At 73.8% G+C, this 25,506-nt stretch carries 20 protein-coding genes; 10 read left to right on the top strand and 10 right to left on the bottom strand.

Features of this window, described 5'->3' with window-relative positions; translation table 11 throughout:
* Nucleotides 1-5: 5 nt before the first annotated feature.
* The 3 genes from FHX36_RS17700 to FHX36_RS17690 form a co-directional block, all read right to left on the bottom strand.
* Nucleotides 6-1,442 (bottom strand): FAD-binding oxidoreductase, encoded by a 1,437-nt coding sequence (locus FHX36_RS17700; protein ID WP_110550958.1) that lies wholly within the window; start codon nucleotides 1,440-1,442, stop codon nucleotides 6-8.
* A gap of 94 nt (nucleotides 1,443-1,536) precedes the next feature.
* Nucleotides 1,537-2,094, bottom strand: a complete 558-nt coding sequence (gene pyrE / locus FHX36_RS17695) for an orotate phosphoribosyltransferase (protein ID WP_110550959.1) — start codon at nucleotides 2,092-2,094, stop codon at nucleotides 1,537-1,539.
* 32 nt (nucleotides 2,095-2,126) lie between these two features.
* Nucleotides 2,127-2,804 carry a fasciclin domain-containing protein gene (locus tag FHX36_RS17690; RefSeq protein WP_220035818.1) on the bottom strand — a complete coding sequence of 226 codons (678 nt, stop codon included), beginning with the start codon at nucleotides 2,802-2,804 and terminating at the stop codon, nucleotides 2,127-2,129.
* Nucleotides 2,805-2,919: 115 nt separating this feature from the next.
* On the opposite strand from FHX36_RS17690, the gene FHX36_RS17685 reads away from it, so the two are divergent.
* The gene (locus FHX36_RS17685; RefSeq protein ID WP_110550960.1) at nucleotides 2,920-3,360 is read left to right on the top strand and encodes a hypothetical protein; all 441 of its coding nucleotides are present in this window, start codon (nucleotides 2,920-2,922) and stop codon (nucleotides 3,358-3,360) included.
* Nucleotides 3,361-3,393: 33 nt separating this feature from the next.
* Here FHX36_RS17685 and FHX36_RS17680 read toward each other — a convergent pair whose 3' ends face one another.
* On the bottom strand, nucleotides 3,394-4,074 hold the full coding sequence (locus tag FHX36_RS17680) for a hypothetical protein (RefSeq protein WP_181428649.1): 681 nt from the start codon (nucleotides 4,072-4,074) through the stop codon (nucleotides 3,394-3,396).
* 254 nt (nucleotides 4,075-4,328) lie between these two features.
* Nucleotides 4,329-6,926: an ATP-dependent chaperone ClpB gene (gene clpB, locus FHX36_RS17675; protein ID WP_110550961.1), complete on the bottom strand. Its 2,598-nt coding sequence runs from the start codon at nucleotides 6,924-6,926 to the stop codon at nucleotides 4,329-4,331.
* A gap of 202 nt (nucleotides 6,927-7,128) precedes the next feature.
* On the opposite strand from clpB, the gene FHX36_RS17670 reads away from it, so the two are divergent.
* Nucleotides 7,129-7,590 carry a MarR family winged helix-turn-helix transcriptional regulator gene (locus tag FHX36_RS17670; protein ID WP_110550962.1) on the top strand — a complete coding sequence of 154 codons (462 nt, stop codon included), beginning with the start codon at nucleotides 7,129-7,131 and terminating at the stop codon, nucleotides 7,588-7,590.
* A gap of 128 nt (nucleotides 7,591-7,718) precedes the next feature.
* Complete coding sequence (locus tag FHX36_RS17665; protein ID WP_110550963.1) at nucleotides 7,719-8,156, top strand: OsmC family protein; 438 nt, start codon at nucleotides 7,719-7,721, stop codon at nucleotides 8,154-8,156.
* Nucleotides 8,157-8,231: 75 nt separating this feature from the next.
* Here the strand turns inward: FHX36_RS17665 and FHX36_RS17660 are convergent, their stop codons facing one another.
* The 4 genes from FHX36_RS17660 to FHX36_RS17645 form a co-directional block, all read right to left on the bottom strand.
* Nucleotides 8,232-9,893, bottom strand: coding sequence for an MDR family MFS transporter (locus FHX36_RS17660; RefSeq protein ID WP_110550964.1), 1,662 nt, complete (start codon nucleotides 9,891-9,893; stop codon nucleotides 8,232-8,234).
* A gap of 59 nt (nucleotides 9,894-9,952) precedes the next feature.
* Entirely contained in the window at nucleotides 9,953-10,432 is a 480-nt protein-coding gene (locus FHX36_RS17655) for a MarR family winged helix-turn-helix transcriptional regulator (protein WP_110550965.1), read from the bottom strand.
* 188 nt (nucleotides 10,433-10,620) lie between these two features.
* Complete coding sequence (locus tag FHX36_RS17650; protein WP_110550966.1) at nucleotides 10,621-13,533, bottom strand: FAD-binding and (Fe-S)-binding domain-containing protein; 2,913 nt, start codon at nucleotides 13,531-13,533, stop codon at nucleotides 10,621-10,623.
* Nucleotides 13,530-14,699 (bottom strand): pyridoxal-phosphate-dependent aminotransferase family protein, encoded by a 1,170-nt coding sequence (locus FHX36_RS17645; protein WP_110550967.1) that lies wholly within the window; start codon nucleotides 14,697-14,699, stop codon nucleotides 13,530-13,532. The genes FHX36_RS17650 and FHX36_RS17645 overlap by 4 nt, the downstream gene beginning before the upstream one ends.
* Nucleotides 14,700-14,925: 226 nt before the next feature.
* On the opposite strand from FHX36_RS17645, the gene FHX36_RS17640 reads away from it, so the two are divergent.
* The 3 genes from FHX36_RS17640 (at nucleotide 14,926) to FHX36_RS17630 (ending at nucleotide 18,517) form a co-directional block, all read left to right on the top strand.
* Complete coding sequence (locus tag FHX36_RS17640) at nucleotides 14,926-16,434, top strand: SLC13 family permease (protein WP_110550968.1); 1,509 nt, start codon at nucleotides 14,926-14,928, stop codon at nucleotides 16,432-16,434.
* Nucleotides 16,435-16,538: 104 nt separating this feature from the next.
* Nucleotides 16,539-17,750 carry a CaiB/BaiF CoA transferase family protein gene (locus FHX36_RS17635; RefSeq protein WP_220035819.1) on the top strand — a complete coding sequence of 404 codons (1,212 nt, stop codon included), beginning with the start codon at nucleotides 16,539-16,541 and terminating at the stop codon, nucleotides 17,748-17,750.
* Nucleotides 17,747-18,517 (top strand): enoyl-CoA hydratase/isomerase family protein, encoded by a 771-nt coding sequence (locus tag FHX36_RS17630; RefSeq protein ID WP_110550969.1) that lies wholly within the window; start codon nucleotides 17,747-17,749, stop codon nucleotides 18,515-18,517. Before FHX36_RS17635 ends, FHX36_RS17630 begins: the two co-directional genes overlap by 4 nt.
* Here the strand turns inward: FHX36_RS17630 and FHX36_RS17625 are convergent.
* Nucleotides 18,498-19,301, bottom strand: coding sequence for an IclR family transcriptional regulator (locus tag FHX36_RS17625; protein WP_110550970.1), 804 nt, complete (start codon nucleotides 19,299-19,301; stop codon nucleotides 18,498-18,500). The two genes, FHX36_RS17630 and FHX36_RS17625, sit on opposite strands and share 20 nt — an antisense overlap.
* Before the next feature lie 224 nt (nucleotides 19,302-19,525).
* Between FHX36_RS17625 and aceB the strand changes: the two genes are divergently transcribed.
* The 4 genes from aceB (at nucleotide 19,526) to FHX36_RS17605 (ending at nucleotide 25,437) form a co-directional block, all read left to right on the top strand.
* Complete coding sequence (gene aceB / locus FHX36_RS17620) at nucleotides 19,526-21,127, top strand: malate synthase A (protein ID WP_110550971.1); 1,602 nt, start codon at nucleotides 19,526-19,528, stop codon at nucleotides 21,125-21,127.
* A gap of 85 nt (nucleotides 21,128-21,212) precedes the next feature.
* A complete protein-coding gene (locus FHX36_RS17615) occupies nucleotides 21,213-22,769 on the top strand; it encodes an FAD-linked oxidase C-terminal domain-containing protein (RefSeq protein ID WP_220035820.1) in 1,557 nt (518 codons plus the stop codon).
* Nucleotides 22,769-24,034: an FAD-binding oxidoreductase gene (locus FHX36_RS17610; protein ID WP_110550972.1), complete on the top strand. Its 1,266-nt coding sequence runs from the start codon at nucleotides 22,769-22,771 to the stop codon at nucleotides 24,032-24,034. Before FHX36_RS17615 ends, FHX36_RS17610 begins: the two co-directional genes overlap by 1 nt.
* Nucleotides 24,034-25,437 carry a (Fe-S)-binding protein gene (locus FHX36_RS17605; protein ID WP_181428650.1) on the top strand — a complete coding sequence of 468 codons (1,404 nt, stop codon included), beginning with the start codon at nucleotides 24,034-24,036 and terminating at the stop codon, nucleotides 25,435-25,437. Before FHX36_RS17610 ends, FHX36_RS17605 begins: the two co-directional genes overlap by 1 nt.
* Nucleotides 25,438-25,506: the final 69 nt, after the last annotated feature.

Here is a 25,506-nt window from a genome sequence, read left to right as displayed (position 1 = left end):
GCGGGTCAGGAGCCCGGCAGCCGGCCGACGGCCGCCAGGTCGCCGACCGAGGCGCGGCGGAACATCTTGCCGGGGTTGAGGATCCCGGCCGGGTCGAGCGCGTCCTTGACCGCCTGGTGCACCGACAGCGACACCGGGCCGATCTCCCGCTCCAGCCAGTCGGCCTTCAGCGTGCCCACGCCGTGCTCACCGGTGATCGTGCCGCCCAGCGACAGCCCGAGCTCCAGGATGGCGTCGAACGCGGCGAACGCCCGGGTGCGCTGGTCGGGGTCCGCGCCGTCGAACACGACGGTCGGGTGCATGTTGCCGTCGCCGGCGTGCCCGACCACGCCGATGACCAGGCCCGAGGTGGCGGCGATGGCGTCGCAGCCGTCGATGAAGGTGGCCACCCGCGAGCGCGGGACGGCGACGTCGTCGAGCAGCAGGCTGCTGCCCAGCCGCTCCAGCGCCGGCAGCGCCATCCGCCGGGCGGTCATCAGCAGGTCGCCCTCGGCGGGGTCGTCGGTCGAGTGCACGAAGTCGGCACCGGCCGCCTCGCACAGCCGGGTCAGCGCGGCGATCTCGGCGGCGGCGACCTCTCCCCCGCTGTCGGACTGGGCCAGCAGCAGGGCCGCGGCGTCCCGGTCCAGGTCGGCCCGCATCAGGTCGTCGACCGCGCGGATGCAGGTCCGGTCCATCACCTCGAGCATGCTGGGCACCAGGCCGCTGGTGACCACCTGCTCGACGACCTGCCCGGTCTGCGCGCTGGTGCCGAAGCTGGCGACCAGGGTGACCGGCGGCTGGGGCGCGGGCCGCAGCGCCAGGGTGGCCTCGGTGATCACGCCGAGGGTGCCCTCGGACCCGACGAACAGCCGGGCCAGGTCGTAGCCGGCCACGCCCTTGACGGTCCGGCGGCCGGTGCGCAGCACCCGCCCGTCGGCGAGCACGACCTCCAGGCCGAGCACGTAGTCGGTGGTGACCCCGTACTTCACGCAGCACAAGCCGCCGGAGTTCATCGCCAGGTTGCCGCCGAGGGTGCACCAGTCGTAGCTGGCCGGGTCCGGCGGGTAGAACAGCGCGTGCTCGCGGACGGCGTCCCGCAGCGTCTTGTTGACCACCCCGGGCTGGACGACGGCGAGCCGGTCGGCCGCGGAGACCTCCAGGACGGCGTCCATCCGGGTGAGCACCAGGGTGATGCCGCCGTCGATGGCGTTCGCCGCGCCGACCAGCCCGGAGCCGGCGCCGCGCGGCACCACCGGGACGCCGTGCCGGGAGGCGAGCCGCAGGACCGCGGAGACCTCCTCGGTGCTGCGCGGCAGCGCCACCGCGGCCGGCAGCCCGGCCTCGGCGAGCATCGCCTGGTCGCGGGCGTAGGCGGCGGTGACGTCGGGGTCGGTGAGCACGCTGTCCGGGCCCAGGGCGTCCTGGAGCTCGCGGACCCACGTCGTCGTGAGGGCGGTCACGCCCCGACGGTACGTCCATCGCCCCTGCCCCGTCCGGCCCCCTCGCAGTGGCCGGCCGCGAGCGTGCGAGCGGTGGGGGCGAGGGGGCCCTCCGTCAGGCCAGGTCGAGGTCGGCGAGGTCGAACGCCGCCCGGTACTCGAACCCGGCGGCCTCGACGGCGGCCCGCCCGCCGCGGTCGACGATGACGGCGATGCCGATCACCTCGGCACCGGCCTCCTGCAGGGCCTCGGCCGCGGTGAGCGGGCTGCCGCCGGTGGTGGAGACGTCCTCGACGACCAGCACGGTGCGGCCGGCGACGTCCGGGCCCTCGATCCGCCGCTGCAGCCCGTGGGCCTTGCCCTCCTTGCGGACGACGCAGGCGTCCAGGAAGCCGGCGCCGTCGGAGGCGGCGTGCAGCATCGCGGTGGCGACCGGGTCGGCGCCCAGCGTGAGGCCGCCGACCACGTCGTAGCGGAGGTCGCCGGTGAGCTGGCGCATCACCCGGCCGACCAGCGGGGCGCCCTCGTGGTGCAGCGTCAGCCGGCGCATGTCGATGTACCAGTCGGCCTCGCGGCCGGAGGACAGCGTGACCTTCCCGTGCACCACGGCGAGGGAGACGATGAGCTCCCGCAGCCGGTCGCGGTCGGGGTGGTGGGCCGGGGCTGCCGTCATGGGAGGGACCCTACTGAGCACACCGGACGCGGTCAGCCGGCCGGGGTGAGCACCTGGTCGACCACGTAGACGGTGGCGTTGGCGGTGGGCACGTCGCCGCAGAGCACCGCGCCGGCCGCGGTGCCGGGCACCGTCTGCTCGGCGGTGACCGTCGGGGCGTCGGCCGGCCCGGAGACGGTGACCGAGTCGCCGTTGAGCGTGGTGTGCTCGCCGACCAGCTGCTCGGGGGTCAGCCGGCCGTTGAGCACGTGGTGGGTGAGCACCGCCGTCAGCCGTGGGGCGTCGGCGAGCAGGGCGGGGAGCGCGTCGGGCCCCAGCGCGTCGAAGGCGGCGTTGGAGGGGGCCAGCACGGTCACCTCCGGCCGGGTGTTCAGCACGTCGACCAGGTTGGCGGCGATGACCGCCTGGGTGAGGGTGCCCAGCTCCGGGACGCCGCTGATCGCGGCGCCGGCCGGGGTGGTGGCGATGGCGGCCAGGCTGCCGGGGCCCTCGACGGGGAACAGGCCGCAGCCGGGCCCGAACGGACCGGCCGCCACCGGCGCGGACGACGACGTCGGCGCTGCCGTGCCCTCGGGCGTGCTGCTGCCGGCAGCGTCGGCCGGGTCGCCGGCGTCGTCCGAGCTGCAGGACGTCAGGCCGGCCAGCAGCAGGGGGACGGCGGCCGCGACGGCGAGGCGGGCGGTGGCGCGGGACAGCCGGGCGGCCTTCACGGTGGTCTCCTCCTGCTCCGGGTGGGGCGGTGCACTGCGCGCGAGCATGGCATCCCCGCGCCGCGCCGATCGGCGGGAACCGCAGGTGCGGAGCGCGTCGTGCCAGGCTGGCGGGGTGAGCGCGCGACCGTCCTCCCCCTCCACCGGCGCCATGCCGACCTCCGTGCGGGTGTCCGTGGGGGTGCTCGCTGCGCTGGCCCTGCTGCTGCTGCTGAGCGCGCTGCTGACCACCCTGGCCTGGGACGCGGTGGTCGACGCCATCGTCGACGCGCAGTCGGACCAGTCCCGGTCCGAGGCGGTGACCGTGGTGCAGGTCAACCTCGCCCAGTCCGTCGTCTTCGGGTTGCTGTCGGCGGTCTCCGCGTTCTTCCTCGCCCGCGGCCGCGGCTGGGCGCGGTGGAGCGGGCTGGTGGCCGGCGGGCTGCTCGGGCTGATCACCCTCGGCGCGACGCTGGTGACCGGTGGCATCGCGGTGACCTCGATGCTCGTGCTCGTGCTCTGCGCGGCGGCGGTCGCCAGCCTGCTCAGCCGCACGACGGCTGCGTGGACCCGGTAGGGCCCACGCAGCCGCGGTGCGCGAGGCGTCCGGTCAGCGCCGGGCCCGGCGCTGACCCTCGGCCCGGTACCACTCGTTGGACGGCTTGAGCGCCAGCAGGACGATCCCGGCGGCGGTGAGCAGCAGCCCGACCAGGGACAGGAAGTCCAGCGCGCCGGCACCCAGCAGGCCGAACAGGACGCTGATCCCGCCGAGCACCCACAGCACGATCCGGGCCCAGTTGTGGCCCTTCCAGGCGAACCACAGCACGACGGCGAACGCGGCCATGATCAGCAGGGTGATCCCGATGGTCACGCTGACGATCGAGGAGATCTCGTCCTCGGTGAGCCCGGTCTGGTTGGACGCATCGGCCAGGTCGGCGCGGTACTGGTCCATGTCGGTGAAGGCGAGCAGCAGCCCGAGCAGGCCGATGACGATGTTGGCCAGGAAGGCGCCGATGCCGGCCTTGACGGTGGTCGGGCGCTCGGTGGGGGCGGCCGGCGCGCCGCCGCCCCAGTCGCCGCCCTGCGGTGCGGCCGGGTAGCCGCCCTGCGGAGCAGCCGGGTAGCCACCCTGACCGCCACCGGGCTGGCCGTAGCCGGGCTGCTGCTGGCCGTAGCCCGGCTGCTGGCCGTAGCCGGGCTGCTGCTGGCCGTACGGCGGCTGCTGCGGCTGACCGTAGGGCGGCTGCTGCCCGTAGCCACCCTGCTGCGGGTCCTGCGGTCCTGACGTCATGACGCTCCTCGACTCACCTCATCGTGCGGACGCTGATGATCATCGGGCATCCGGTGGTGACGGGCACCTGCTGGACACGCCCGCCGCCTCATCGTCCCGCGGCGGCGGGCTCTGCGGGCGCCACCCACTCCCGGCTGTCCCGGTGCGGCAGCAGCGCCCACCAGCACCGGCCGAGGGTGATCACCCAGCGGGGCGGCGGGGCGACCGCCCGCTGCCGTCGTCCACAGCCGGCGGCCGCCCCGGGGCGGCAGGGATCAGCCGGCCGCGCGGGTGACGCTCAAGCCGGTGTCGCCCGCGGAGACGTCGGACGGCCAGTCGACCACGACCGCGTCGCCGTCGCGGATCTCACCGGACAGCAGCGCCCGGGCGAGCTGGTCGCCGATGGCCGACTGCACCAGCCGGCGCAGCGGCCGCGCGCCGTACACCGGGTCGAAGCCGTTGAGCGCCAGCCACTCCCGCGCGGCGTCGGTGACCTGCAGGGTCAGCCGGCGCGCGGCCAGCCGGCGGGCGAGCACGCCGACCTGGATGTCGACGATGCCGGCCAGCTCGTCGGAGCCGAGCGCCCGGAAGGTGACGACGTCGTCGAGCCGGTTGAGGAACTCCGGCTTGAAGTGCGCGCGGACGATGTCCTGCACCGCGCTGGCCTTGCGGTCCTCCGGGATCGACTGGTCGGCGATGACCTGCGAGCCCAGGTTCGAGGTCAGCACCAGGATGACGTTGCGGAAGTCGACCGTGCGGCCCTGCCCGTCGGTCAGCCGGCCGTCGTCGAGCACCTGGAGCAGCACGTCGAAGACGTCGGGGTGCCCCTTCTCGACCTCGTCGAGCAGCACCACCGTGTACGGGCGCCGCCGCACGGCCTCGGTGAGCTGGCCACCGGCCTCGTAGCCGACGTAGCCGGGCGGGGCGCCGACCAGCCGGGCCACCGAGTGCTTCTCGGAGTACTCGCTCATGTCGATGCGGACCATCGCCCGCTCGTCGTCGAACAGGAACTCCGCCAGCGCCTTCGCCAGCTCGGTCTTGCCCACGCCGGTGGGGCCGAGGAACAGGAACGACCCGGTCGGGCGGTCGGGGTCGGAGACCCCGGAGCGGGCCCGGCGGACGGCGTCGGCCACCGCGCGGACGGCGTCGGGCTGGCCGACGACGCGCTTGGCGAGCTCGTCCTCCATCCGCAGCAGCTTCTGCGTCTCGCCCTCGAGCAGCCGGCCCGCCGGGATGCCGGTCCAGGCCTGCACCACCTCGGCGATGTCGTCGGCGCCGACCTCCTCCTTGAGCATCGACTCGCGCCCGGCGGCCGACGCCTCGGCCTCGGCCAGCGCGCGCTCGAGCTGCGGGAGCCGGCCGTAGCGGAGCTCGGCCACGTGGGCGAGGTCGCCGTCGCGCTCGGCCCGCTCGGCCTCCAGGCGGAGCCGCTCCAGCTCCTCCTTGACCTGCTGGATCCGGCCGATGGCGTTCTTGTCCTGCTGCCAGCGGGCGGTGAGCTCGTCGAGCTCCTGCCGGCGGTCGGCCAGGTCGGTGCGCAGCGCGGCCAGCCGCGCCACCGACGACGGGTCGTCCTCCTTGGACAGCGCCATCTCCTCGATCTCCAGCCGGCGCACCACCCGCTCCACCTCGTCGACCTCGACCGGCCGGCTGTCGATCTCCATCCGGAGCCGGCTGGCGGCCTCGTCGACCAGGTCGATCGCCTTGTCCGGGAGGAACCGGGCGGTGACGTAGCGGTCGGAGAGGGTGGCGGCGGCCACGATCGCGGCGTCGGTGATCCGGACGCCGTGGTGCACCTCGTAGCGCTCCTTGAGCCCGCGCAGGATGCCGATCGTGTCCTCGACCGAGGGCTCGCCGACGTAGACCTGCTGGAAGCGGCGCTCCAGGGCCGGGTCCTTCTCGATGTGCTCGCGGTACTCGTCGAGCGTCGTGGCCCCGACCATCCGCAGCTCGCCGCGGGCGAGCATCGGCTTGATCATGTTGCCGGCGTCCATGGCGGAGTCGCCGCTCGCGCCGGCGCCGACGATGGTGTGCAGCTCGTCGATGAAGGTGATCACCTGGCCCTCGGCGTCGGTGATCTCCTGCAGCACGGCCTTGAGCCGCTCCTCGAACTCGCCGCGGTACTTCGCACCGGCGACCATCGAGCCGAGGTCCAGCGCCATCAGCCGCTTGCCCTTGAGGCTCTCCGGGACGTCGCCGGCGACGATCCGCTGGGCCAGGCCCTCGACGATCGCCGTCTTGCCGACGCCGGGCTCGCCGATCAGCACCGGGTTGTTCTTGGTGCGCCGGGAGAGCACCTGGACGACGCGGCGGATCTCGGTGTCCCGGCCGATGACCGGGTCGATCTTGCCGATGCGGGCGCGCGCGGTCAGGTCGACGGCATACTTCTCCAGCGCCTGGAAGGTGTTCTCCGGGTCGGGGGTGGTGACCTTCCGGCTGCCGCGCACGGTGCGGAAGGCGGCCAGCAGGGTGTCGCGGGTGGCGCCGGAGCTGGTCAGCACCGCCCCGGCCTCGCCCTCGGTGGTGGCGAGCCCGACGAGCAGGTGCTCGGTGGAGACGTACTCGTCGCCGAGGGCGCTCGCCTGCTCGCCGGCGGCGTTGATCGCCCGCAGCAGCTCGCGGGACGGCGCAGGGGCGGCGACGGTGGCGCCGCTGACGCTGGGCATCCGGCGCAGCGCGGCGTCGGCCTTGGCGCGGACGTCGGCCGGGTCGGCGCCGGTCGCCTGCAGCAGCGGGCCGGCGATGCCGTCGGCCTGCTCGAGCAGCGCGACGAGCAGGTGCAGGGGCTCCAGGGCGGCCTGGCCGCGGTCGACCGCGAGACGCTGGGCGGCGGCGACGGCCTCCTGCGAACGGGTGGTGAGCTTGCTCTGCATGGTCGGTGCGGGTGTCCTCTCCTGCGGTGCGGGGACTGTCTGGCCTGTCCAACGGAGCAGGAGTTGAGTCTGTTCCACTCAACCCGGGGCCGTCCAGTGCGACCACGCGGCGGGGTCGGTGAGCGCGACTCTCCGGCACGAATGGGCGAGGAGACGGACGACACGGCGGCCCGAAGCCGGGTCGCGCCCTACTCTGGGGTCCATGACGGACACCCCGTCGCCGAGCGTGGCACTCGACGACCAGCTCTGCTTCGCCCTGTACGCCGCTTCGCGGGCGGTCACCGCCCGCTACCGGCCCATGCTCGACGAGCTGGGCGTGACCTATCCCCAGTACCTCGTGCTGATGCTGCTGTGGGAGGAGGACGGCCAGACCGTCGGCCAGCTGGGCCAGCGCCTCGCGCTGGACTCCGGCACCCTCTCCCCGCTGCTCAAGCGGCTCACCGCTGCCGGCCTCGTCACCCGGCACCGCCGGGCCGACGACGAGCGCTCGGTCTCGGTGCGGCTCACCGACGCCGGCCGGGCCCTGCAGGGCCCGGCCTGCGCCATCTCGGCCGAGATGATCTCCGCGCTCGCCCTGGACCAGGAGCAGTTCGCCGAGCTCCGGGGCCAGCTGCGCACCATCACCGACCGGGTCTCCACGACCCCGCAGAACGCGCAGGTCTAGCTCCTCCGCCGGCGCTCCGTCGTCGGGTGGCGGGAACACCGCCACCCCGCGACGGTTGTGCCCGACAGGCCCGGTGACCGACGGGCGTCGCAGCCGCGACCCGGGTCACCTGCCGAGGAGGAGGTCCGATGCCCACGCGCACCGCACGCACTGCCTGGAACGGTTCGCTGCAGGAGGGTTCCGGCCAGGTCGAGCTCTCCAGCTCCAAGGTCGGCACCTACGACGTCAGCTTCCCCAAGCGCGCCGCTGAGGAGGCCGGGGGCACCACCAGCCCCGAGGAGCTCATCGCCGCGGCCCACTCGTCCTGCTACGCGATGGCGCTGTCGAGCGAGATCGGCAAGGCCGGCGGCACCACCGAGTCGCTCGAGGTGACCGCCGACGTGACCCTCGGGCAGGTCGACGGCGCCCCGACGATCACCACGATCGTGCTCACCGTCCGCGGCGAGGTCGGCGGCCTGGACGCCGACGGCTTCCAGCAGGCGGCCCAGGCGGCCAAGGTCGGCTGCCCGGTGAGCAAGGCGCTGTCCGCCGTGGACATCACCCTGGACGCCTCGCTCGTCTCCTGACCGCTCCCCGCACGACCGAGGCCGCCTCCCCCGACGGGGAGGCGGCCTCGGTCGTCCTGCGGGGAGGGGGCGGGGTCAGCGGCGGCCGGCGCTGGCGGCCAGCTCGCCGTCCACCGCGGCGGTGCTGCCCTGCGCGGTCGCGGCCCGCAGCTGCTCGTCGCCGGACGACGTCCGCAGCGCCACCTCGCGGATGAGCAGGATGGCCACGATCGTGATGACCGACAGCGCCGCGGAGATCAGGAAGATCCGCCCGGTCGCGTCGCCGTAGGAGACCTGGATCAGCGCCCGGATCGGCGCCGGCGCGTCGGACAGCTGGGCCAGGCCGATGTCGCCGGACCCGGCGGCACCCGCCGCACCGGGGACGTCGGCCAGCCCCGACTGGATGAGCGTGCCCACCCGGCTGGACAGCACCGCGCCCAGCACCGAGACGCCGATCGTGCCGCCGAGGCTGCGGAAGAAGGCGACCGCCGAGCTGGCCGCACCCAGGTCGGTGGCGGCCACGGTGTTCTGCACGGCCAGCACCAGGTTCTGCATGGTCATGCCGATGCCGATGCCGAGGACCGCGAGGAAGACGCCCAGCAGGACCATGTTGGTGGCGTGGTCGATCGTCGCCAGCAGGGCGAAGCCGATCGCCACCAGCAGCGAGCCGGCGACCAGGAACCGCTTCCACCGCCCGGTGCGGGTGATCAGGATGCCGGAGACGGTGGAGGAGACCAGCAGGCCGCCGACCATCGGGATGGTGAGCAGGCCGGCCGCCGTGGGCGAGTAGCCGCGGGAGATCTGCAGGTACTGGCCGAGGAAGACGGTCGAGCCGAACATCGCGACACCGATCGCGACGCTGGCGATGATCGCCAGGGTCGTCGTCCGGTCGCGGAAGAGCCGGAGCGGGACGATCGGCTCCTTCGCCCGGAGCTCGGTGACGAGGAACGCCGCGATGGCGAGCACGCCGCCGCCGACGAACAGCGCCGTCTGCAGCGAGGCCCAGGCGAAGGTGTCACCGGCGAGGGTGACCCAGATCAGCAGCGCCGAGACCCCGGCGGTCAGGAACGCCGCACCGAGGTAGTCGATCGAGACGTCGCGCTTGGTGACCGGCAGGTGCAGCGTGCGCTGCAGCAGCACCAGCGCGGCCGCGGCGAAGGGGACGCCGACGTAGAAGCACCAGCGCCAGCCCAGCCAGCTGGTGTCGACCAGCACCCCGCCGATGAGCGGGCCACCGACGGTGGCCACCGCCATGACGCCGCCGAGCAGGCCCGAGTACCGGCCGCGCTCGCGCGGGCTGATCATCGCGGCCATCGCGATCTGCACCAGCGCCTGCAGGCCGCCCAGGCCCAGGCCCTGCAGCACCCGCCACCCGATCAGCTGGGGCACCGACTGCGCGAGGCCGGCCAGCATCGAGCCGACGATGAAGACGACGATCGCGATCTGGATCAGCAGCTTCTTGCTGAACAGGTCGGAGAGCTTGCCCCAGATCGGCGTGGAGGCCGTCGAGGCGAGCAGGGTCGCGGTGACCACCCAGGTGTACTGGCTCTGGCTGCCGCGCAGGTCGGTGATGATCGTCGGCAGCGCGTTCGACACGACGGTCGAGGACAGGAACGCGACGAACATCGCCAGCAGCATCCCCGACAGGGCGGACAGGATCTGCCGGTGCGTCATCCCTCCCTGCTGCTCGGCCGGGGCGACCGACGCCGGGTCCGCGGCGGGTCCCGCGGCGGCCCGGATGGGGGCGGTGGTGCTCATGGACGTCTCTCCTGGCGGTGCGGTTCGGGTGGGGCCGGCGGTGGCGGGAGCGGGTGGGGTCATCCGGCGACCGCCGTGGGGCGGCTGCGGCGGCGGCCGGCGGCGTCGAGGCCGTCGGCGAGCTCCTCCAGCAGCACGGTGAACTGACGGGCGTCCTCTTCGGTCCAGTCGGCCAGGGCCTCGGCCGTCCACTGCCCCCGGACCTCGCGGGTGTGGGCGAGCGCGGCCGCACCGGCCTCGCTCAGGCCGATCAGGCTGGCCCGCCCGTCGGCGGGGTCGGGACGACGGTGGACGTACCCGGCGCGCTCCAGGGCCGACACCTGCCGGCTGACGACGGAGACGTCGACACCGGCCTGCGCGGCCAGCGCGCTGCAGCGCTGGTCGCCGCCCTGCTCCAGCGGGAGCAGCAGCGCCCAGCCGAACGAGGGCAGGTCGCCGTAGAGGTCGGCGGCGACGCGGGAGCCGAGGTGCTTGGAGGTGCGCACCAGGTGCGCGACCCCGGCGCTGAGCCGCTGGGCGGTCTCCGGGGAGATCTCCACGCCGTCCTCCGTTGCTCGTTCCGGGCTCGGTGCGCCCGGTACATGTAGACAGCAACCATCGTGCACCAGTTGGTTGCTGTATGCAACGGCGAAGCCGCGTGACGTGCCTCTCCCCGCGCAGACGCGGAGAGGCGGCGACGGGGGTGCCGTCGCCGCCTCTCGCGGTGGTGCCTCTGCGGTGCGTGCCGCTAGGGCTGCAGCGCCTCCAGCACCAGCTCCGCCGGGTGCCACGCCGTGCGCTGGGTGCCGTGGAAGATCTGCTGCCGGCAGGAGACGCCGGTCGCGGCGATGACCGCGTCGGCGGGGGCCGAGCGCACAGCTGGGAACAGCCGGTCCTCCCCCACCTGCAGCGAGACGTCGTAGTGCTCGGACTCGAACCCGAACGACCCGGCCATGCCGCAGCAGCCGGCGTCCAGCTCCTGCACCGTCACGCCGGGGATGCGCGACAGCAGCGCCACCGTGGCCGCCGTGCCGGCCTCGGCCTTCTGGTGGCAGTGGCCGTGGAAGACCACCGTGCGCCCGGCCAGCCAGCTGTCCTCGCGCAGGGTCAGCCGACCCTCGTCGATCGCCTCGACCAGCAGCTCCTCGGGCAGCCGCACCCGCGAGGCGACGTCCCGGACGTTCGGGTCGTCGGGCAGCAGGTCGACGTGCTCGGCCCGCAGCGTGAGGATGCAGGAGGGCTCGCAGCCCACGATCGGCGAGCCGGGCGCGACGCCGTCGCAGAGGTTCGCGGCCAGCTTCTGCGCCTTGTCCCGGGCGTCGTCGAGCATGCCCTTGGAGATGCTGGCGCGGCCGCAGCACCCCTTGCTCTCCAGCCGCACCGGGTGCCCGGCGGCCTCGAGCAGCCGCACCACGGCCTGGCCGATGCCCGGCTCGGTGTAGCTGGTGAAGGAGTCGGCCAGCATGGTCACCGGCTGCTGCGTCGCCCCGGCCGGGGCCTGGTGACCCTTGAACCAGCGGATCAGCGTCGTCCGGTGGAACACCGGCAGGTCGCGCTGCCGGGCGATGCCCAGCCGGGAGTCCATCAGCGCCCGCAGCGGCTTGATCTTCCCCGGCAGGTTCGACAGCGGCGCGGTCGCCGAGCCCAGCCGGTTCAGCGTCCGGATCGCACCGAACGCCCGCGAGCGCAGCGGGGTGCCGTGCACGTCGTGCTTGGCCGCCAGCGCCTCGCTCTTCATCGCCGAGACGTCGACGCCCAGCGGGCACTCGCTCTTGCAGGCCTTGCACATCAGGCACAGGTCGAGCACCTCGTGCAGCCGCTCGTCGGCCAGCGCGGTGTGCGGGTCGCCCTCGCTGAGCGCCTTGACCAGCGCACCGGCCCGGCCGCGGGTGGAGTGCTCCTCCATCCGGGTCGCGATGTAGGAGGGGCACATCGCGCCGGTGGTGGACTTCCGGCACAGGCCGATGTTCATGCAGCGGTCGGCCGCGCCGAACATGCCGCCGACGACGTCGAACTGCAGCCGGGTGCGCAGCGGGCCGGGCTGCGGCGGGTGCTCGTCGCGCAGGTGCTCGGTCATCGACGGCGCGTCGACGATCTTGCCGGGGTTGAGCGTGCCCTGCGGGTCGAAGATCGCCTTCACCTGGCGCATCGCCTCGTAGAGGTCGTCGCCGAAGAGCTCCCGGTTGAACTCGCTGCGGGCCAGGCCGTCACCGTGCTCGCTGGAGTTGACCCCGCCGTACTCGCGCACCAGGTCCTTGATCTCTACCGCGACCGAGCGCATGACGTCGACCTGGCCGGGCTTGCTCAGGTCGACGAAGGGCCGCACGTGCAGGCAGCCCACGGAGCAGTGCCCGTAGAAGCCGGCCTCGAGGCCGTGCCGGTCGAGCACCTCGGCGAACCGGGCGGTGTACTCGGCCAGGTGCTTGGGGTCGACGGCGGTGTCCTCGACGAACGCCAGCGGCCGGCGGGCGCCCTCGGAGTTGGCCATCAGCAGCCCCAGCGCGGACTTGCGCACCTTCATCAGCGCGCCCTGCTGGGCCGGGGTGACCGCCCGCAGCGTGTGGTAGCCGTGGCCGTTGCGCTCCCAGAGCGCGACCAGGGCGTCCATCGACGTGACCAGCTCGGCCTCGTCGTCGCCGGTGAAGGAGACGAACAGCAGCGCCTCCGGGTCGCCCTGCAGGATCCGGCCCAGCGCGGCGTACTCGATCTTCTGCCGGGAGAGGTCGAGGATCGTGCGGTCCAGCAGCTCGACCCCGGCCGGCTGCAGCGACAGCGCGTCCTCGGTGGCGTTGATCGCCCCCTGCACGGTCTCGAAGTGGCCGACGGCGAACACCTGCCGGGACGGCTTGGGCACCAGCCCGACCCGCGCCGAGGTGATGATCGCCAGCGTGCCCTCGGAGCCGACCAGGAACTTGGCCAGGTCGAAGGGCTGGCCCTCGGCGAGCCGGTCGAGCCGGTAGCCGCCGGCCCGCCGCCAGAACTGCGGGAAACCGGTGGCGATCGCCTCGGTGTTCGCCGCGACCAGCTCGGGCAGCCGGCGGTAGATCTCCGCCTCGAGGGTGTCGCCCTGGGCCCGGCGGGCGCGCTCGGCCTCGTCGACCACACCGAAGGTCGCCGTCGACCCGTCGGCCAGGACGACGTCGACCTCCTGCACGTGGTCGATCGTCATGCCGAAGCGCACCGACCCGCTGCCGGCGGAGTTGTTGCCGATCATCCCGCCGATCGTGGCCCGGTTGGACGTCGAGGTGTCCGGCCCGAACATCAGCCCGTGCGCCGCGGCGGCCTTGTTCAGCTCGTCCTGCACGACGCCCGGCTCGACGCGCGCCGAGCGGGTCCCCGGGTCCAGCTCGGTGATCCGGTGCATGTGCCGGGAGAGGTCGAGCACCAGGCCCGGGCCGACCGTCTGCCCGGCCAGGCTGGTGCCCGCGCCGCGGGCCAGCACCGGGACACCGGCCTCGCGGGCCAGCCGCACCGCGGCGGCGACGTCGGCGGCGTGCGCCGGGTAGGCGACGCCGAGCGGCATCATCACGTACATCGAGGCGTCCTGGCTGAACAGGTGCCGGGTGTAGTCGTCGAAGGCGACCTCGCCGTCCAGCGCCCGGGTCAGCTCCCGCTCCAGGTCCTCCGCGCGCACCGCCGTGCGCTCCGGCGCGGCGGTCATGCCTGCTGCAGGCGCTCGAGGGCCGCCTGGATCCCGTTCGGGTCGACCTTCACCCCGGCGCGGACCAGGCCCATCTGCACCCCGCCCAGGGTGCCGACCAGCGTCAGGTCGTTGAAGTGGCCCAGGTGCCCGATCCGGAACACCTTGTCGACCAGCTTGCCCAGCCCGGCGCCCAGCGACATGTCGTACTCGCGCAGGATCACCTCGCGCACGGCGTCCGCCCCGCCGTCGGGCATCCAGATCGCGGTCAGCGAGCCGGAGTACTCGCGCTCGTCGAGGGCCAGCACCTCCAGCCCCCAGCCGCGCACCGCGGCCCGGGTCGCCTCGGCGTGCCGGGTGTGCCGGGCGTAGACGTTGGCCAGGCCCTCGTCGTCGAGCATCTGCAGCGCCTCGCGCAGCGCGTAGAGCAGGTTGGTCGCCGGCGTGTAGGGGAAGAAGCCGCGCTCGTTGGCGGCCAGGATCGGCTGCCAGTCCCAGAACGACCGGGGCAGCCCGGCGGTCTTGGACGCCTGCAGCGCCTTCTCGCTGATCGCGTTGAAGCTCAGGCCCGGGGGCAGCATGAGCCCCTTCTGCGAGCCGGCGACGGTCACGTCGACGCCCCACTCGTCGTGCCGGTAGTCGATGCTGCCCAGCGAGGAGATGGTGTCGACCAGCAGCAGCGCCGGGTGGTCGGCGGCGTCGAGGGCGGCCCGGATCTCCGGCACGCGGCTGGTGACGCCGGTGGAGGTCTCGTTGTGGACCACCATCACGGCCTTGATCTCGTGCGCGGTGTCGGCGGCGAGCCGCTCCTGGGCTGCCTGCGGGTCGGCGCCGTGCCGCCAGTCACCGGGGACGAACTCCACCCGCAGGCCGAGCCGGGTGGCCATCTCCTGCCAGAGGGTGGCGAAGTGCCCGGTCTCGAAGGCGAGCACGGTGTCACCGGGGGACAGCGTGTTGGTCAGCGCGGCCTCCCAGGCCCCGGTGCCCGAGGCCGGGTAGATGACCACCGGCTGGGCGGTGCCGAAGACCGGCTTGACCGCCTGCAGGACCTCCAGGCCCAGCGCGGCGAACTCGGGGCCGCGGTGGTCGATGGTGGGGGCCGCCATGGCCCGCAGGACCCGGTCGGGCACGTTGGTCGGCCCGGGGATCTGCAGGAAGTGGCGTCCGGTCGTCGTCGTCCCTGACATGCCAAGACCCTCTCGTCACGCGGCCTCGGGCGCGACACCCGAAGTCCACCATGCGGGAGGCTACTACCGGCTGGTGGATGACCGAAGCAGACGTCTGGGACGGGCTGTGACCCTTGACACTGGCTCGCCCACCGCTTCTAATCCCCGCTAGCGAAACGACGCTTCCGCATCGCGGAATCACCATCGGGCGGGCTGCTGTCCGTCGCGACGACCTCAGGGGACGCCGGTGTCCGTACAGCTCGTCCTGATCTTGATCCTCCTGGCGGTGTTCCTCATCGCCACGGTGCTGCCCGTCCACATGGGCGCCCTCGCGCTGGTGGCGGCCTTCGTCGCCGCCTACTTCATCTACGGCACGGACGGTGACCTGCCCTACGACGACGCCGTCTTCGGCTTCTTCCCCGGCTCGCTGTTCGTCGTCCTGGTCGGGGTGACCTACCTCTTCGCCATCGCCAAGAACAACGGCACGGTCGACTGGCTGGTCCACGCCGCGGTCAAGGCCTCCGGCGGGCGGCTCGCGGCCATCCCGTGGGCCATGTTCGCCGTGACCGGCGCGCTCACCGCCATCGGCGGCGTCGTCCCGGCCGTGGTCGCGATCATCGCCCCGGTCGGGATGTCCTTCGCCCGCCGGTACCAGATCAACCCGGTGCTGATGGGCCTGTTCATCATCAACGGCGCCACCGCCGGCGGGTTCTCCCCGCTGTCGGTCTTCGGCGTCATCACCAACGACGTCGTCGACAGCAACGACCTCGCCGGCAGCCCGCTGTTCCTGTGGGGCGCGTCGATCGTCATCAACATCCTGCTGTCGATCGGCGTCTTCTTCCTCTTCGGCGGCCGCAAGCTGCTGGGTGGCGAGCGGGTCGACGTGAACTCCCGCGACGACGACGACTTCGTCGCGGCCACCGTCGCCGGTGACGCCACCGAGGACACCGGCGAGGACATCCCCGGCGGCTCCACCGCAGCGCGCACGGCCGTGGGGAGCACCGGCACCGGGGGTGCGGCGATCGCCGGCGGCCGGGTCACCGAGGCACGCCACGGCGAGCCCGGCCACCGCCACCCCACGGCCGGGGAACGAGCGGACCAGCGGTCGCTGCAGACCACCGCGCTGGCCCCCGAGGAGCAGGGCCAGGTCACCACCCTGGACCGCGACCGCACGCTCACCCTGGTCGGGCTCGCGCTGCTGGTCGTCGGCGCACTCGCCTTCGACCTGGACATCGGCCTGATGGCGGTCACCGTCGGCGTCCTGCTCTCGCTGGTCGCCCCGCGGGGGGCCAAGGGCGCCGTGGGCCAGATCGCCTGGCCGACCGTGCTGCTGATCTGCGGCATCGTCACGTTCGTCGGGCTGATGCAGGACCAGGACGTCCCCGGCTGGCTCGGGGACAACGTGGCCAGCCTCGGCGTCCCGCTGATCGCCGCCCTGCTGATCTGCTACATCGGCGGCGTCGTGTCGGCCTTCGCCTCGACCACCGGCATCCTCGGCGCGCTCATCCCGCTGGCGGTGCCGTTCCTCCAGGGCGACGACGCGGTCGGCGCGATCGGCCTGATCACCGCCCTGGCGCTGTCGAGCTCCATCGTCGACTCCAGCCCGTTCTCCACCAGCGGCGCCCTCGTGGTCGCCAACGCCACCGAGGCGGAGCGGGACCGGACCTTCCGGACGCTGATGATCTGGGGCTTCTCGATGGTCGCGATCATCCCGCTGGTCACCTGGCTGGTCCTGGTGGTGCCCGGCTGGCTGTGAGCGGCTGACCAGCACGTGGCAGACCGCGCCCCGGACGGCGACCCGCCGCCGGGGCGCGGCCGTGCCCGGACCCCGACGAGACGACGACCCCCGCGGAGGCAGCTGTGAGCGCACCCGACGACCTGACCGACCAGCCACCTCTGACCGGCACCACCGTGCTCGAGGTCGGCGTGTTCATGGCCGCGCCGTACGCCGCCATGCAGCTGGCGGACCTGGGCGCGAGGGTGATCAAGGTCGAGGACCCGCGCTCCGGGGACCCGGTGCGGGCCAGCGGGCCCTTCCTGGACGGCGAGAGCTCGCCGTACCTGCGGCTGAACCGGAACAAGGAGTCCGTCGCCCTCGACCTGAAGTCCGCGGCCGGCAAGCAGGCGTTCCTCGCCCTGGTCGAGGCCGCCGACGTGGTGATCGAGAACCTCCGGCCCGGCGCGATGGCCCGGCTGGGGCTCGACCCCGCCGGCATCTGGGCGGTCAACCCCCGGGTGGTCTGCGCCTCCGGGTCGGGCTGGGGCCAGGACGGCCCGCTCGCACCGCTGCCGGGGCTGGACATCATGGCCCAGGCGCGCAGCGGGATCATGAGCATCACCGGCACCCCGGGCGGCGAGCCGGTGAAGGTCGGCGTCCCGGTGTGCGACCTGGTCTGCGGCCTCTACCTGGCGCTGGCGGTGACCGCGGCGCTGCGCGAGCGGGACCGCACCGGCCGCGGGCAGTCCATCGACGTCTCGCTGTTCGAGGCCGGCGTGAGCCTCGCGGTGTGGGAGGCCGGCAAGTACTTCGCCACCGGCGAGGTCGGCGGGCCGCTGGGCTCGGCGCACCAGAGCCAGGCGCCCTACCAGGCCTTCCAGACCGCCGACGGGTGGATCACCATCGGCGCCAACACCCCGAACACCTGGGCCGGCCTCTGCCGGACGCTGGACATGGCCGACCAGCTCGCCGACGAGGGCTACGCCGACGCCACCCGCCGGCACGCCCGCCGGGGCGAGCTGCTGGACGTCGTCGAGTCGCGCACCCGCACCCGCACCACCGACGACCTGCTGGCCGCGCTCGGCGATGCGGGCGTGCCGTGCGCCCCGATCAACGACTACGGGCAGGTCTTCACCGACGACCACCTGGCCGCCCGCGGCTTCTTCTGGGACGCCCCGCACCCCGCGCTCGGCCCGGTCCGGCAGATCGGCTCGCCGATGCGGTTCTCCCGCACCCCCGCCGTCCGCGGGGTGGCCGGCCCGCCCCTCGGCGCCGACACCCGCGCGGTGCTCACCCGGTCCGGCGTCCCCGCCGAGGTCGTCGACGCCGTCAGCCCCCGGGAGGAGCCGGCATGAGCGAGCTCGAGGTCAGCCAGGACGGCGCCGTCCTGACGGTGCTGTTCAACCGCCCCGAGGCGCGCAACGCGATGACGTTCGCCATGTACGAGGGGCTGGAGGAGGCCTGCGCCCGGGCCGACACCGACGACTCCGTGCGGGTGCTGGTGCTCCGCGGCGCCGGCGGGCGGGCGTTCGTCGCCGGCACCGACATCGCCCAGTTCCTCGACTTCACCAGCGGCGAGGACGGCATCGCCTACGAGGCGCGGATCGAGCGGGTGGTCAACCGGCTCGAGGACGTCACGGTGCCCACCGTCGCCGCCGTCGAGGGCGCCTGCGTCGGCGGCGGGCTGGCGCTGGCCGCCGCCTGCGACCTGCGGCTGGCCACGGCGTCGTCCCGGTTCGGCGTCCCGATCGCCCGCACGCTGGGCAACTGCCTGTCGATGAACAGCTACTCGCTGCTGGTCCACCACCTGGGCCCGGGCCGCACGCTGGACATGCTGCTGCGGGCCAGGCTGCTGTCCGCGGACGACGCGCACGCCGCCGGCTTCGTCGGCGAGGTGGTGCCCGACGGCGAGCTGGACCCGGCGCTGACCGCGCTGCTGGAGACGCTGCTGGCCCACGCCCCGCTGAGCATGAAGGCAGCCGGCCAGGCGGTGGCCCGGCTGCGGCGGGCGAACCTGCCCGACGGCGACGACATCGTGCGCGAGGTGTTCGGCAGCGCGGACTTCCGGGCCGGCGTGCGGGCCTTCGTCGACCGTGGACGGGTCAGCTGGACCGGCCGCTGAGCGCGCGGGCACCGTCCTCGCGCAGCTCGGCGGCGAGCGCCGCGGCGGTCTGCTGCAGCTGGGCCACGATCTCCGGCACGCTCTCCAACGGCACCCGGCCCTCGGGCCCGGAGACGGAGATGGCGGTCTGCGCCGGGCCGCCGGGCACCGGCACGGCCACGCAGCGGACGCCGATCTCCTGCTCGCCGTCGTCGAGCACGTAGCCCTGCGCGGCGATCTGCGGCAGCAGCGCCAGCAGCTCGTCGGGGTCGGTGATGGTCTTGGCGGTGCGCCGGGGCATGCCGCCGCGCTCGAGCAGCTCGCGGGCGGTGGACGCCGGCAGCTGCGAGAGCAGCGCCTTGCCCACACCGGTGCAGTGCAGGTGCACCCGGCGCCCCACCTCGGTGAACATCCGCATCGAGTGCCGGGAGGGCACCTGGGCGACGTAGACCACCCGGTCGCCGTCGAGCATCGCCAGGTTCGCCGTCTCGCCGGTGGAGTCGACCAGCTCGCTGAGGTGCGGCCGGGCCCAGGTGCCCAGCGTGCGCGAGGAGCTCTCGCCCAGGTGGATCAGCCGCGGGCCCAGCACGTAGCGCCGCGAGGGCAGCTGCCGCACGTAGCCCCGGGCCACCAGGGTGCGCACCAGCCGGTGGATGGTCGACAGCGGCAGCCCGCTGTCGACGGCCAGGCGGGACAGCGCGACCTCGCCGCCGTCCTCGGCCATGAGCTCCAGGAGCAGGAAGGCCCGCTCGAGCGACTGGACGCCGCCGTCGGCACTGCTGACAGGGCCGGTCGTCTCGGCCATGCGCGCCACTCTCCTCAGTCCGCCCACCTCTGGGCCTGCGCCGGACGGGGCGGGAGGTCCCGGGTGTGGGACGCCCGGCTCGCCTTGACCCGACTGGGCACCGAGGATACGTTTTCCACATCACAGATGGAACCTTCCACTTCACGGAAGGTTGCCCGTGGGACACAGCCCGTCCGCCGGCTCGCTGGGTCGACGCCGGACGGCACCGACATCCAGGGAGAGTCATGAGCACCGTCGACGGCGTGGAGATCACCGGTCCGATGGGGCCGCGGTTCGACGAGATCCTGACCCCTCAGGCGCTCGAGCTGATCGCGCTGCTGCACCGTGAGCTCAACGGCCGGCGCCTCGAGCGCCTGCAGGCCCGCACCGAGCGGGTGCAGGCCCTCGCCGACGGCGGCACGCTGGACTTCCTCCCGGAGACCGCGCACGTCCGCGAGGACGACTCCTGGCGGGTCGCCCCGCCGGCCCCCGGGCTGGTCGACCGCCGCGTCGAGATGACCGGCCCGACCGACCGGAAGATGACGATCAACGCGCTGAACTCCGGCGCCAAGTGCTGGCTGGCCGACCAGGAGGACGCGAACTCCCCGCTGTGGGAGAACGTCGTCAACGGCCCGCTCAACCTGATGGACTCGATCGACCGCACGATCGACTTCACCAACGAGGCCGGCAAGAGCTACACGCTGCGGCCCGACGACGAGCTGCCCACGATCATCGTCCGCCCGCGCGGCTGGCACCTGCCGGAGAAGCACATCACCGTCGACGGCGAGCAGACCTCCGGCAGCCTGGTCGACTTCGCGCTCTACCTGGTCAGCTGCGGTCGCAAGCAGGTCGACCGCGGCCAGGGCCCGTACTTCTACCTGCCCAAGATGGAGAGCCACCTCGAGGCGCGGCTGTGGAACGACGCCTTCGTCCTCGGCCAGGAGCACGTCGGCATCCCGCGCGGCACCATCCGGGCCACCTGCCTGATCGAGACCTACCCGGCGGCGTTCGAGATGGAGGAGATCCTCTACGAGCTCCGCGAGCACTCCTCCGGGCTCAACGCCGGCCGCTGGGACTACCTGTTCAGCGTGATCAAGACCTTCCGCACCCGCGGCGCGGACTTCACCCTGCCCGACCGCAACTCGATCACCATGACCGTGCCGTTCATGCGCGCCTACACCGAGCTGCTGGTGCGCACCTGCCACAAGCGCGGGGCGCACGCGATGGGCGGCATGTCGGCGTTCATCCCGAGCAAGGACCCGGCGAAGAACGAGTTCGCGTTCAACAAGATCACCGAGGACAAGACCCGCGAGGCCAACGACGGCTTCGACGGCTCCTGGGTGGCCCACCCGGGCATGGTGCAGACCGCGATGGACGCCTTCGACAAGGTGCTCGGCGAGCGGCCCAACCAGCTGGACAAGCTGCGCGAGGACGTGCACGTCAGCGCGGCCGACCTGCTCAACGTCAAGGCCACCCCCGGCGAGGTGACCGAGGGCGGCCTGCGGGCCAACGTCAGCGTCGGCATCCAGTACGTGGAGTCCTGGCTGCGGGGCTCCGGCGCCGCCGGCATCAACGGCCTCATGGAGGACGCCGCAACCGCCGAGATCAGCCGCAGCCAGGTCTGGCAGTGGCTGCACAACGGCGTCACCCTCGCCGACGGCCAGCCGGTGACCACCGAGCTCGTGCAGCGGGTGATCGAGGAGGAGATGGCCGCCATCGCCGCCGCCAAGGGAGATGCGTTCGCCTCGGGCCGGTGGGACGATGCGCGTGCGCTGTTCACCGAGATGGCCCTCGGGGACGACTACAACGACTTCCTCACCGTCCCCGCCTACGAGCGCATGCCCTGAGCTCTCCCCCTCAGGGGCGGGGACGGCGGTCCCCGCCCCGGAGGGCGCACCACACCTGCAGGTCCGGCGACGAAGGCGGAACCTCATGAGCGGAACGCACGGCACCGAGACGACGGCCGGTCCGGTCCTCGGCGACACCCCACCGGAGGCCACCTCGGCCACCGGGGAGGCGGGCGGCAACAGCGCGGGCATCGCGGCGGTGGGCCGGGTGGCCCGGGAGCTGATGCCCGACACCGGCGTGATCCAGGACCCGACGCAGCTGCGCACCTACGAGTGCGACGGCCTCGCGCACTACCGGGTCACCCCTGCGCTGGTGGTGCTGCCCGAGACCACCGAGCAGCTCGCCGGCGTCGTCCGGGCCTGCGCCGAGCACGGCGTGCCGTTCGTCGCCCGCGGCTCGGGCACCGGGCTGTCCGGCGGGGCGCTGCCCCGCGCCGACGGCGTCCTGGTGGTCACCTCCCGGATGCGCACCATCCGCGAGGTCCGCCGCGCCGACCAGCGGGCGGTCGTCGAGCCCGGCGTGATCAACCTCGACGTCACCCGGGCCGCCACCCCGGAGGGCTACTACTACGCGCCCGACCCCAGCAGCCAGCAGATCTGCTCGATCGGCGGCAACCTGGCCGAGAACTCCGGCGGCGCGCACTGCCTGAAGTACGGCTTCACCAGCAACCACGTGCTGGGCGCGGAGCTGGTCACGCCGCAGGGCGACGTCGTCGAGCTCGGCGGCCTGGCCCCCGACGCCCCCGGCTACGACCTCCTCGGCACGGTGGTCGGCTCCGAGGGCACCCTCGGCATCGCCACCACGGCCACCGTCCGGCTGGTCCGGCTGCCGGAGGAGGTGCGCACCCTGCTCGCCGGGTTCCGGACGACGGACGACGCCGGCGCGGCCACCTCGGCGATCATCGGCAGCGGCGTGCTGCCCGCGGCGATCGAGATGATGGACGCCCTGGCCATCGAGGCCGCCGAGGCCGCCGTCCACTGCAACTACCCCGACGGTGCCGGCGCGGTGCTCGTCATCGAGCTCGACGGCCCTGCGGCCGAGGTCGAGCACGAGTACGCCGAGGTCGAGCGGCTGTGCCAGGAGCACGGCGCGTTCGAGCTGCGGCTGGCCATCGACGCGACCGAGCGGGCGCTGATCTGGCGCGGCCGGAAGTCGGCGTTCGCCGCGGTGGGCCGGATCAGCCCCGACTACATCGTCCAGGACGGCGTCATCCCGCGGACCGCGCTGCCGGAGGTGCTCCGGGCGATCGCCGAGCTGTCGTCGTCCTCCGGCGTCCGGGTGGCCAACGTCTTCCACGCCGGCGACGGCAACCTCCACCCGCTGGTGCTCTTCGACGACGCGAAGCCCGGCGCCGGCGAGGCCGCGGAGAAGGTCAGCGGCGCGATCCTGGACCTCTGCATCTCCCACGGCGGGGCGATCACCGGCGAGCACGGCGTGGGCGTGGACAAGGCCGCCTACATGCCGAAGATGTTCACCGGCGACGACCTGGACACCATGCAGCTGGTGCGCTGCGCCTTCGACCCGGGGAACATCTCCAACCCGGGCAAGATCTTCCCGACCCCCCGGCTGTGCGGGGAGGTGCCCGGCAAGCGGAAGCACGCGCACCCGCTGGTCGAGGCCGGTCTCGCGGACGCGTTCTGATGACCACCGTCAGCCTGGACGCCGCTCGCACCGCGCTCTCCTCCGCCTGCTCCGACGTCGCCGAGGGCACCCCCGCCGACGCCGTCGCCGGCGTGCCCGTCGCCCTGGTCGCCCGGCCGGCGTCCACCGCGGAGACCGGCGAGCTGCTGCGCGCCGCGGCCGGCCACGGGCTCACCGTCGTCGCCCGCGGGCGTGGCACCAAGTCCGGCTGGGGCCGGCCGCCCGAGCGCGCCGACCTCGTCGTCGACCTGAGCCGGATGTCCGCCGTGCTCGACCACGCCGCCGGCGACCTGATCGTCGACACCCAGGCCGGCGCGCTGCTCGCCGACGTCCAGCGGACCGTGGGCACCGCCGGGCAGCGGCTGGCGCTGGACGAGCCGGTGCCGGGGTCCTCGATCGGCGGCGTGCTGGCGACCAACACCAGCGGCCCGGGCCGGTTCGGCGTCGGCACCGCCCGCGACCTGCTGATCGGCTGCACCGTGGTGCGTGCCGACGGCGTGGTCGCCAAGGCCGGCGGCCGGGTGGTCAAGAACGTGGCCGGCTACGACCTCGGCAAGCTGGTCATCGGCTCCTTCGGCACGCTCGCCGTCGTCACCGAGGCGGTCTTCCGGCTGCACCCGGTGCCGCCGGCCCGGCGCTTCGTCACCGCGCCGTTCGGCACCGCCGAGGACGCCGGCCGGCTGGTGCAGGCCGTGGTGCACTCCCAGGTGGTGCCGTCCGCGGTCGAGGTGGAGTGGCGGCCCGACGGCGCCGGCACCATCGGCGTCGGACTCGGCGGCACCGCCGCCGGGGTGGAGAGCCGGACGGCGAGCACCCTGCAGCTGCTGGGCGCCGGCGCGGAGGCGGCCGAGGAGCCACCACCGGGCTGGGGGGTGCTGCCCTGGCACGACACCGCCGCCGGCGGCACCGGCCTGAAGCTGACCTGCGCGATCTCCGGGCTGACCGCGGTGCTCGACGTCGCCCAGCGCGCCGCCACCGACGCCGGGGTGCCGCTGACCCTGCGCGGCTCGGGTGGCGCTGGCGTCCTCTACGGCGCGCTGCCCGCCGACGCCCCCGTCGACGCCGTCGCCACCGTGGTCTCCCGCACTCGCGCCGTCTGCGGTGAGCACGGCGGCGCGCTCGTGGTCGTCGAGGCACCCGCCCCGGTGCAGGCCGCCGTCGACGTCTGGGGCCCGGTGCCGGCGATCGACCTGATGCGCCGCGTGAAGGACCAGTTCGACCCGGAGCGCCGCCTGGCGCCCGGCCGGTTCGTGGGAGGCATCTGATGGCACAGCCCACCAGCGTCCAGGCCGAGGGCCCGCAGGACGACCCGCGCACCGCCGGGGTCCGGGCAGCCGGCCCGGTGCCGGTCGGGACGCCGGCGCTGCGCCCCGCCTTCGACGACGAGCACCCGCCCTCGGCGGAGCTGATCAGCGACTGCGTGCACTGCGGGTTCTGCCTGCCGACCTGCCCCACGTACACGCTGTGGGGCGAGGAGATGGACTCCCCGCGCGGCCGGATCGACCTGATGAAGGCCGGCCTCGAGGGCGCTCCGATGACCGGCACGATGGTCCAGCACTTCGACGCCTGCCTGGGCTGCATGGCCTGCGTGACCGCCTGCCCGTCGGGCGTGCAGTACGACAAGCTGATCGAGGCCACCCGGGTGCAGGTCGAGCGGCACCACACCCGCAGCCCCGGCGACCGGGCGATGCGGGCCGCGATCTTCGCGTTGTTCCCCTACAAGCGGCGGCTGCGGGCGCTGCGCGGGCCGCTGCGCGCCTACCAGGCCAGCGGGCTGCCGAGCGTGGTGCGCCGGAGCGGGCTGCTGGACCGGCTCGCGCCGAAGCTGGCCGCGATGGAGGGCCTGGCACCGGTCCTGGAGAAGCGGGAGAAGCTGCCCGAGCGGGTGCCGGCGGTGGGCGAGCGGCGCGCGGTCGTCGGGATGCTCACCGGCTGCGTGCAGGGCGAGTTCTTCCCCGGCGTCAACGCCGCGACCGCCCGGGTGCTGGCCGCCGAGGGCTGCGACGTCGTCATCCCGCGCAAGCAGGGCTGCTGCGGGGCGCTGTCGGTGCACAACGGCCGGCAGGAGGAGGCGGAGCGGTTCGCCCGGGCCACGATCGACGCGTTCGAGGCCGCGGGGGTGCAGACCGTCGTCGTCAACGCCGCCGGCTGCGGGTCGAGCATGAAGGAGTACGCCGAGGTGCTGGCCGACGACCCGGCCTACGCCGAGCGCGCGACGGCCTTCGCCGGGTCGGTGCGTGACGTCTCCGAGTTCCTCGCCGAGCTGGGCAGCGTCGCCCCCCGGCACCCGCTGCCGGTGACGATCGCCTACCACGACGCCTGCCACCTCGGGCACGCCCAGGGCATCCGCCAGCAGCCCCGGTCGCTGCTGCGCGAGGTGCCGGGGCTGCAGCTGAAGGAGATCCCGGAGGCGGAGATCTGCTGCGGCTCGGCGGGGATCTGGAACGTGCTGAACCCCGAGCCCGCCCGCGAGCTCGGCGACCGGAAGGCCCGCAACATCGCCTCCACCGGCGCGGAGCTGCTGGTGACGGCGAACCCCGGCTGCCTGATGCAGGTGTCCTCCTCGCTGGAGCGGCAGGGAACCCGGATCGGGCTGGCGCACACCATCGAGGTCCTCGACGCGTCGATCCGCGGGCTGCCGGTCAGCACCCTCGGCCCGCAGCACTGAGAGGACCCCCGTCCGGTTGCAGCCTGACACCAGTTCGACCACCCTCTGCCCACGCCACACCCCTGCTCA

It is taken from the genome of Modestobacter versicolor (assembly GCF_014195485.1).
GTDB classification, from domain to species: domain Bacteria; phylum Actinomycetota; class Actinomycetes; order Mycobacteriales; family Geodermatophilaceae; genus Modestobacter; species Modestobacter versicolor.
The sequence above is the reverse complement of the archived record's forward strand: the minus strand, read 5'-3'. Positions and strand labels throughout refer to the sequence as shown.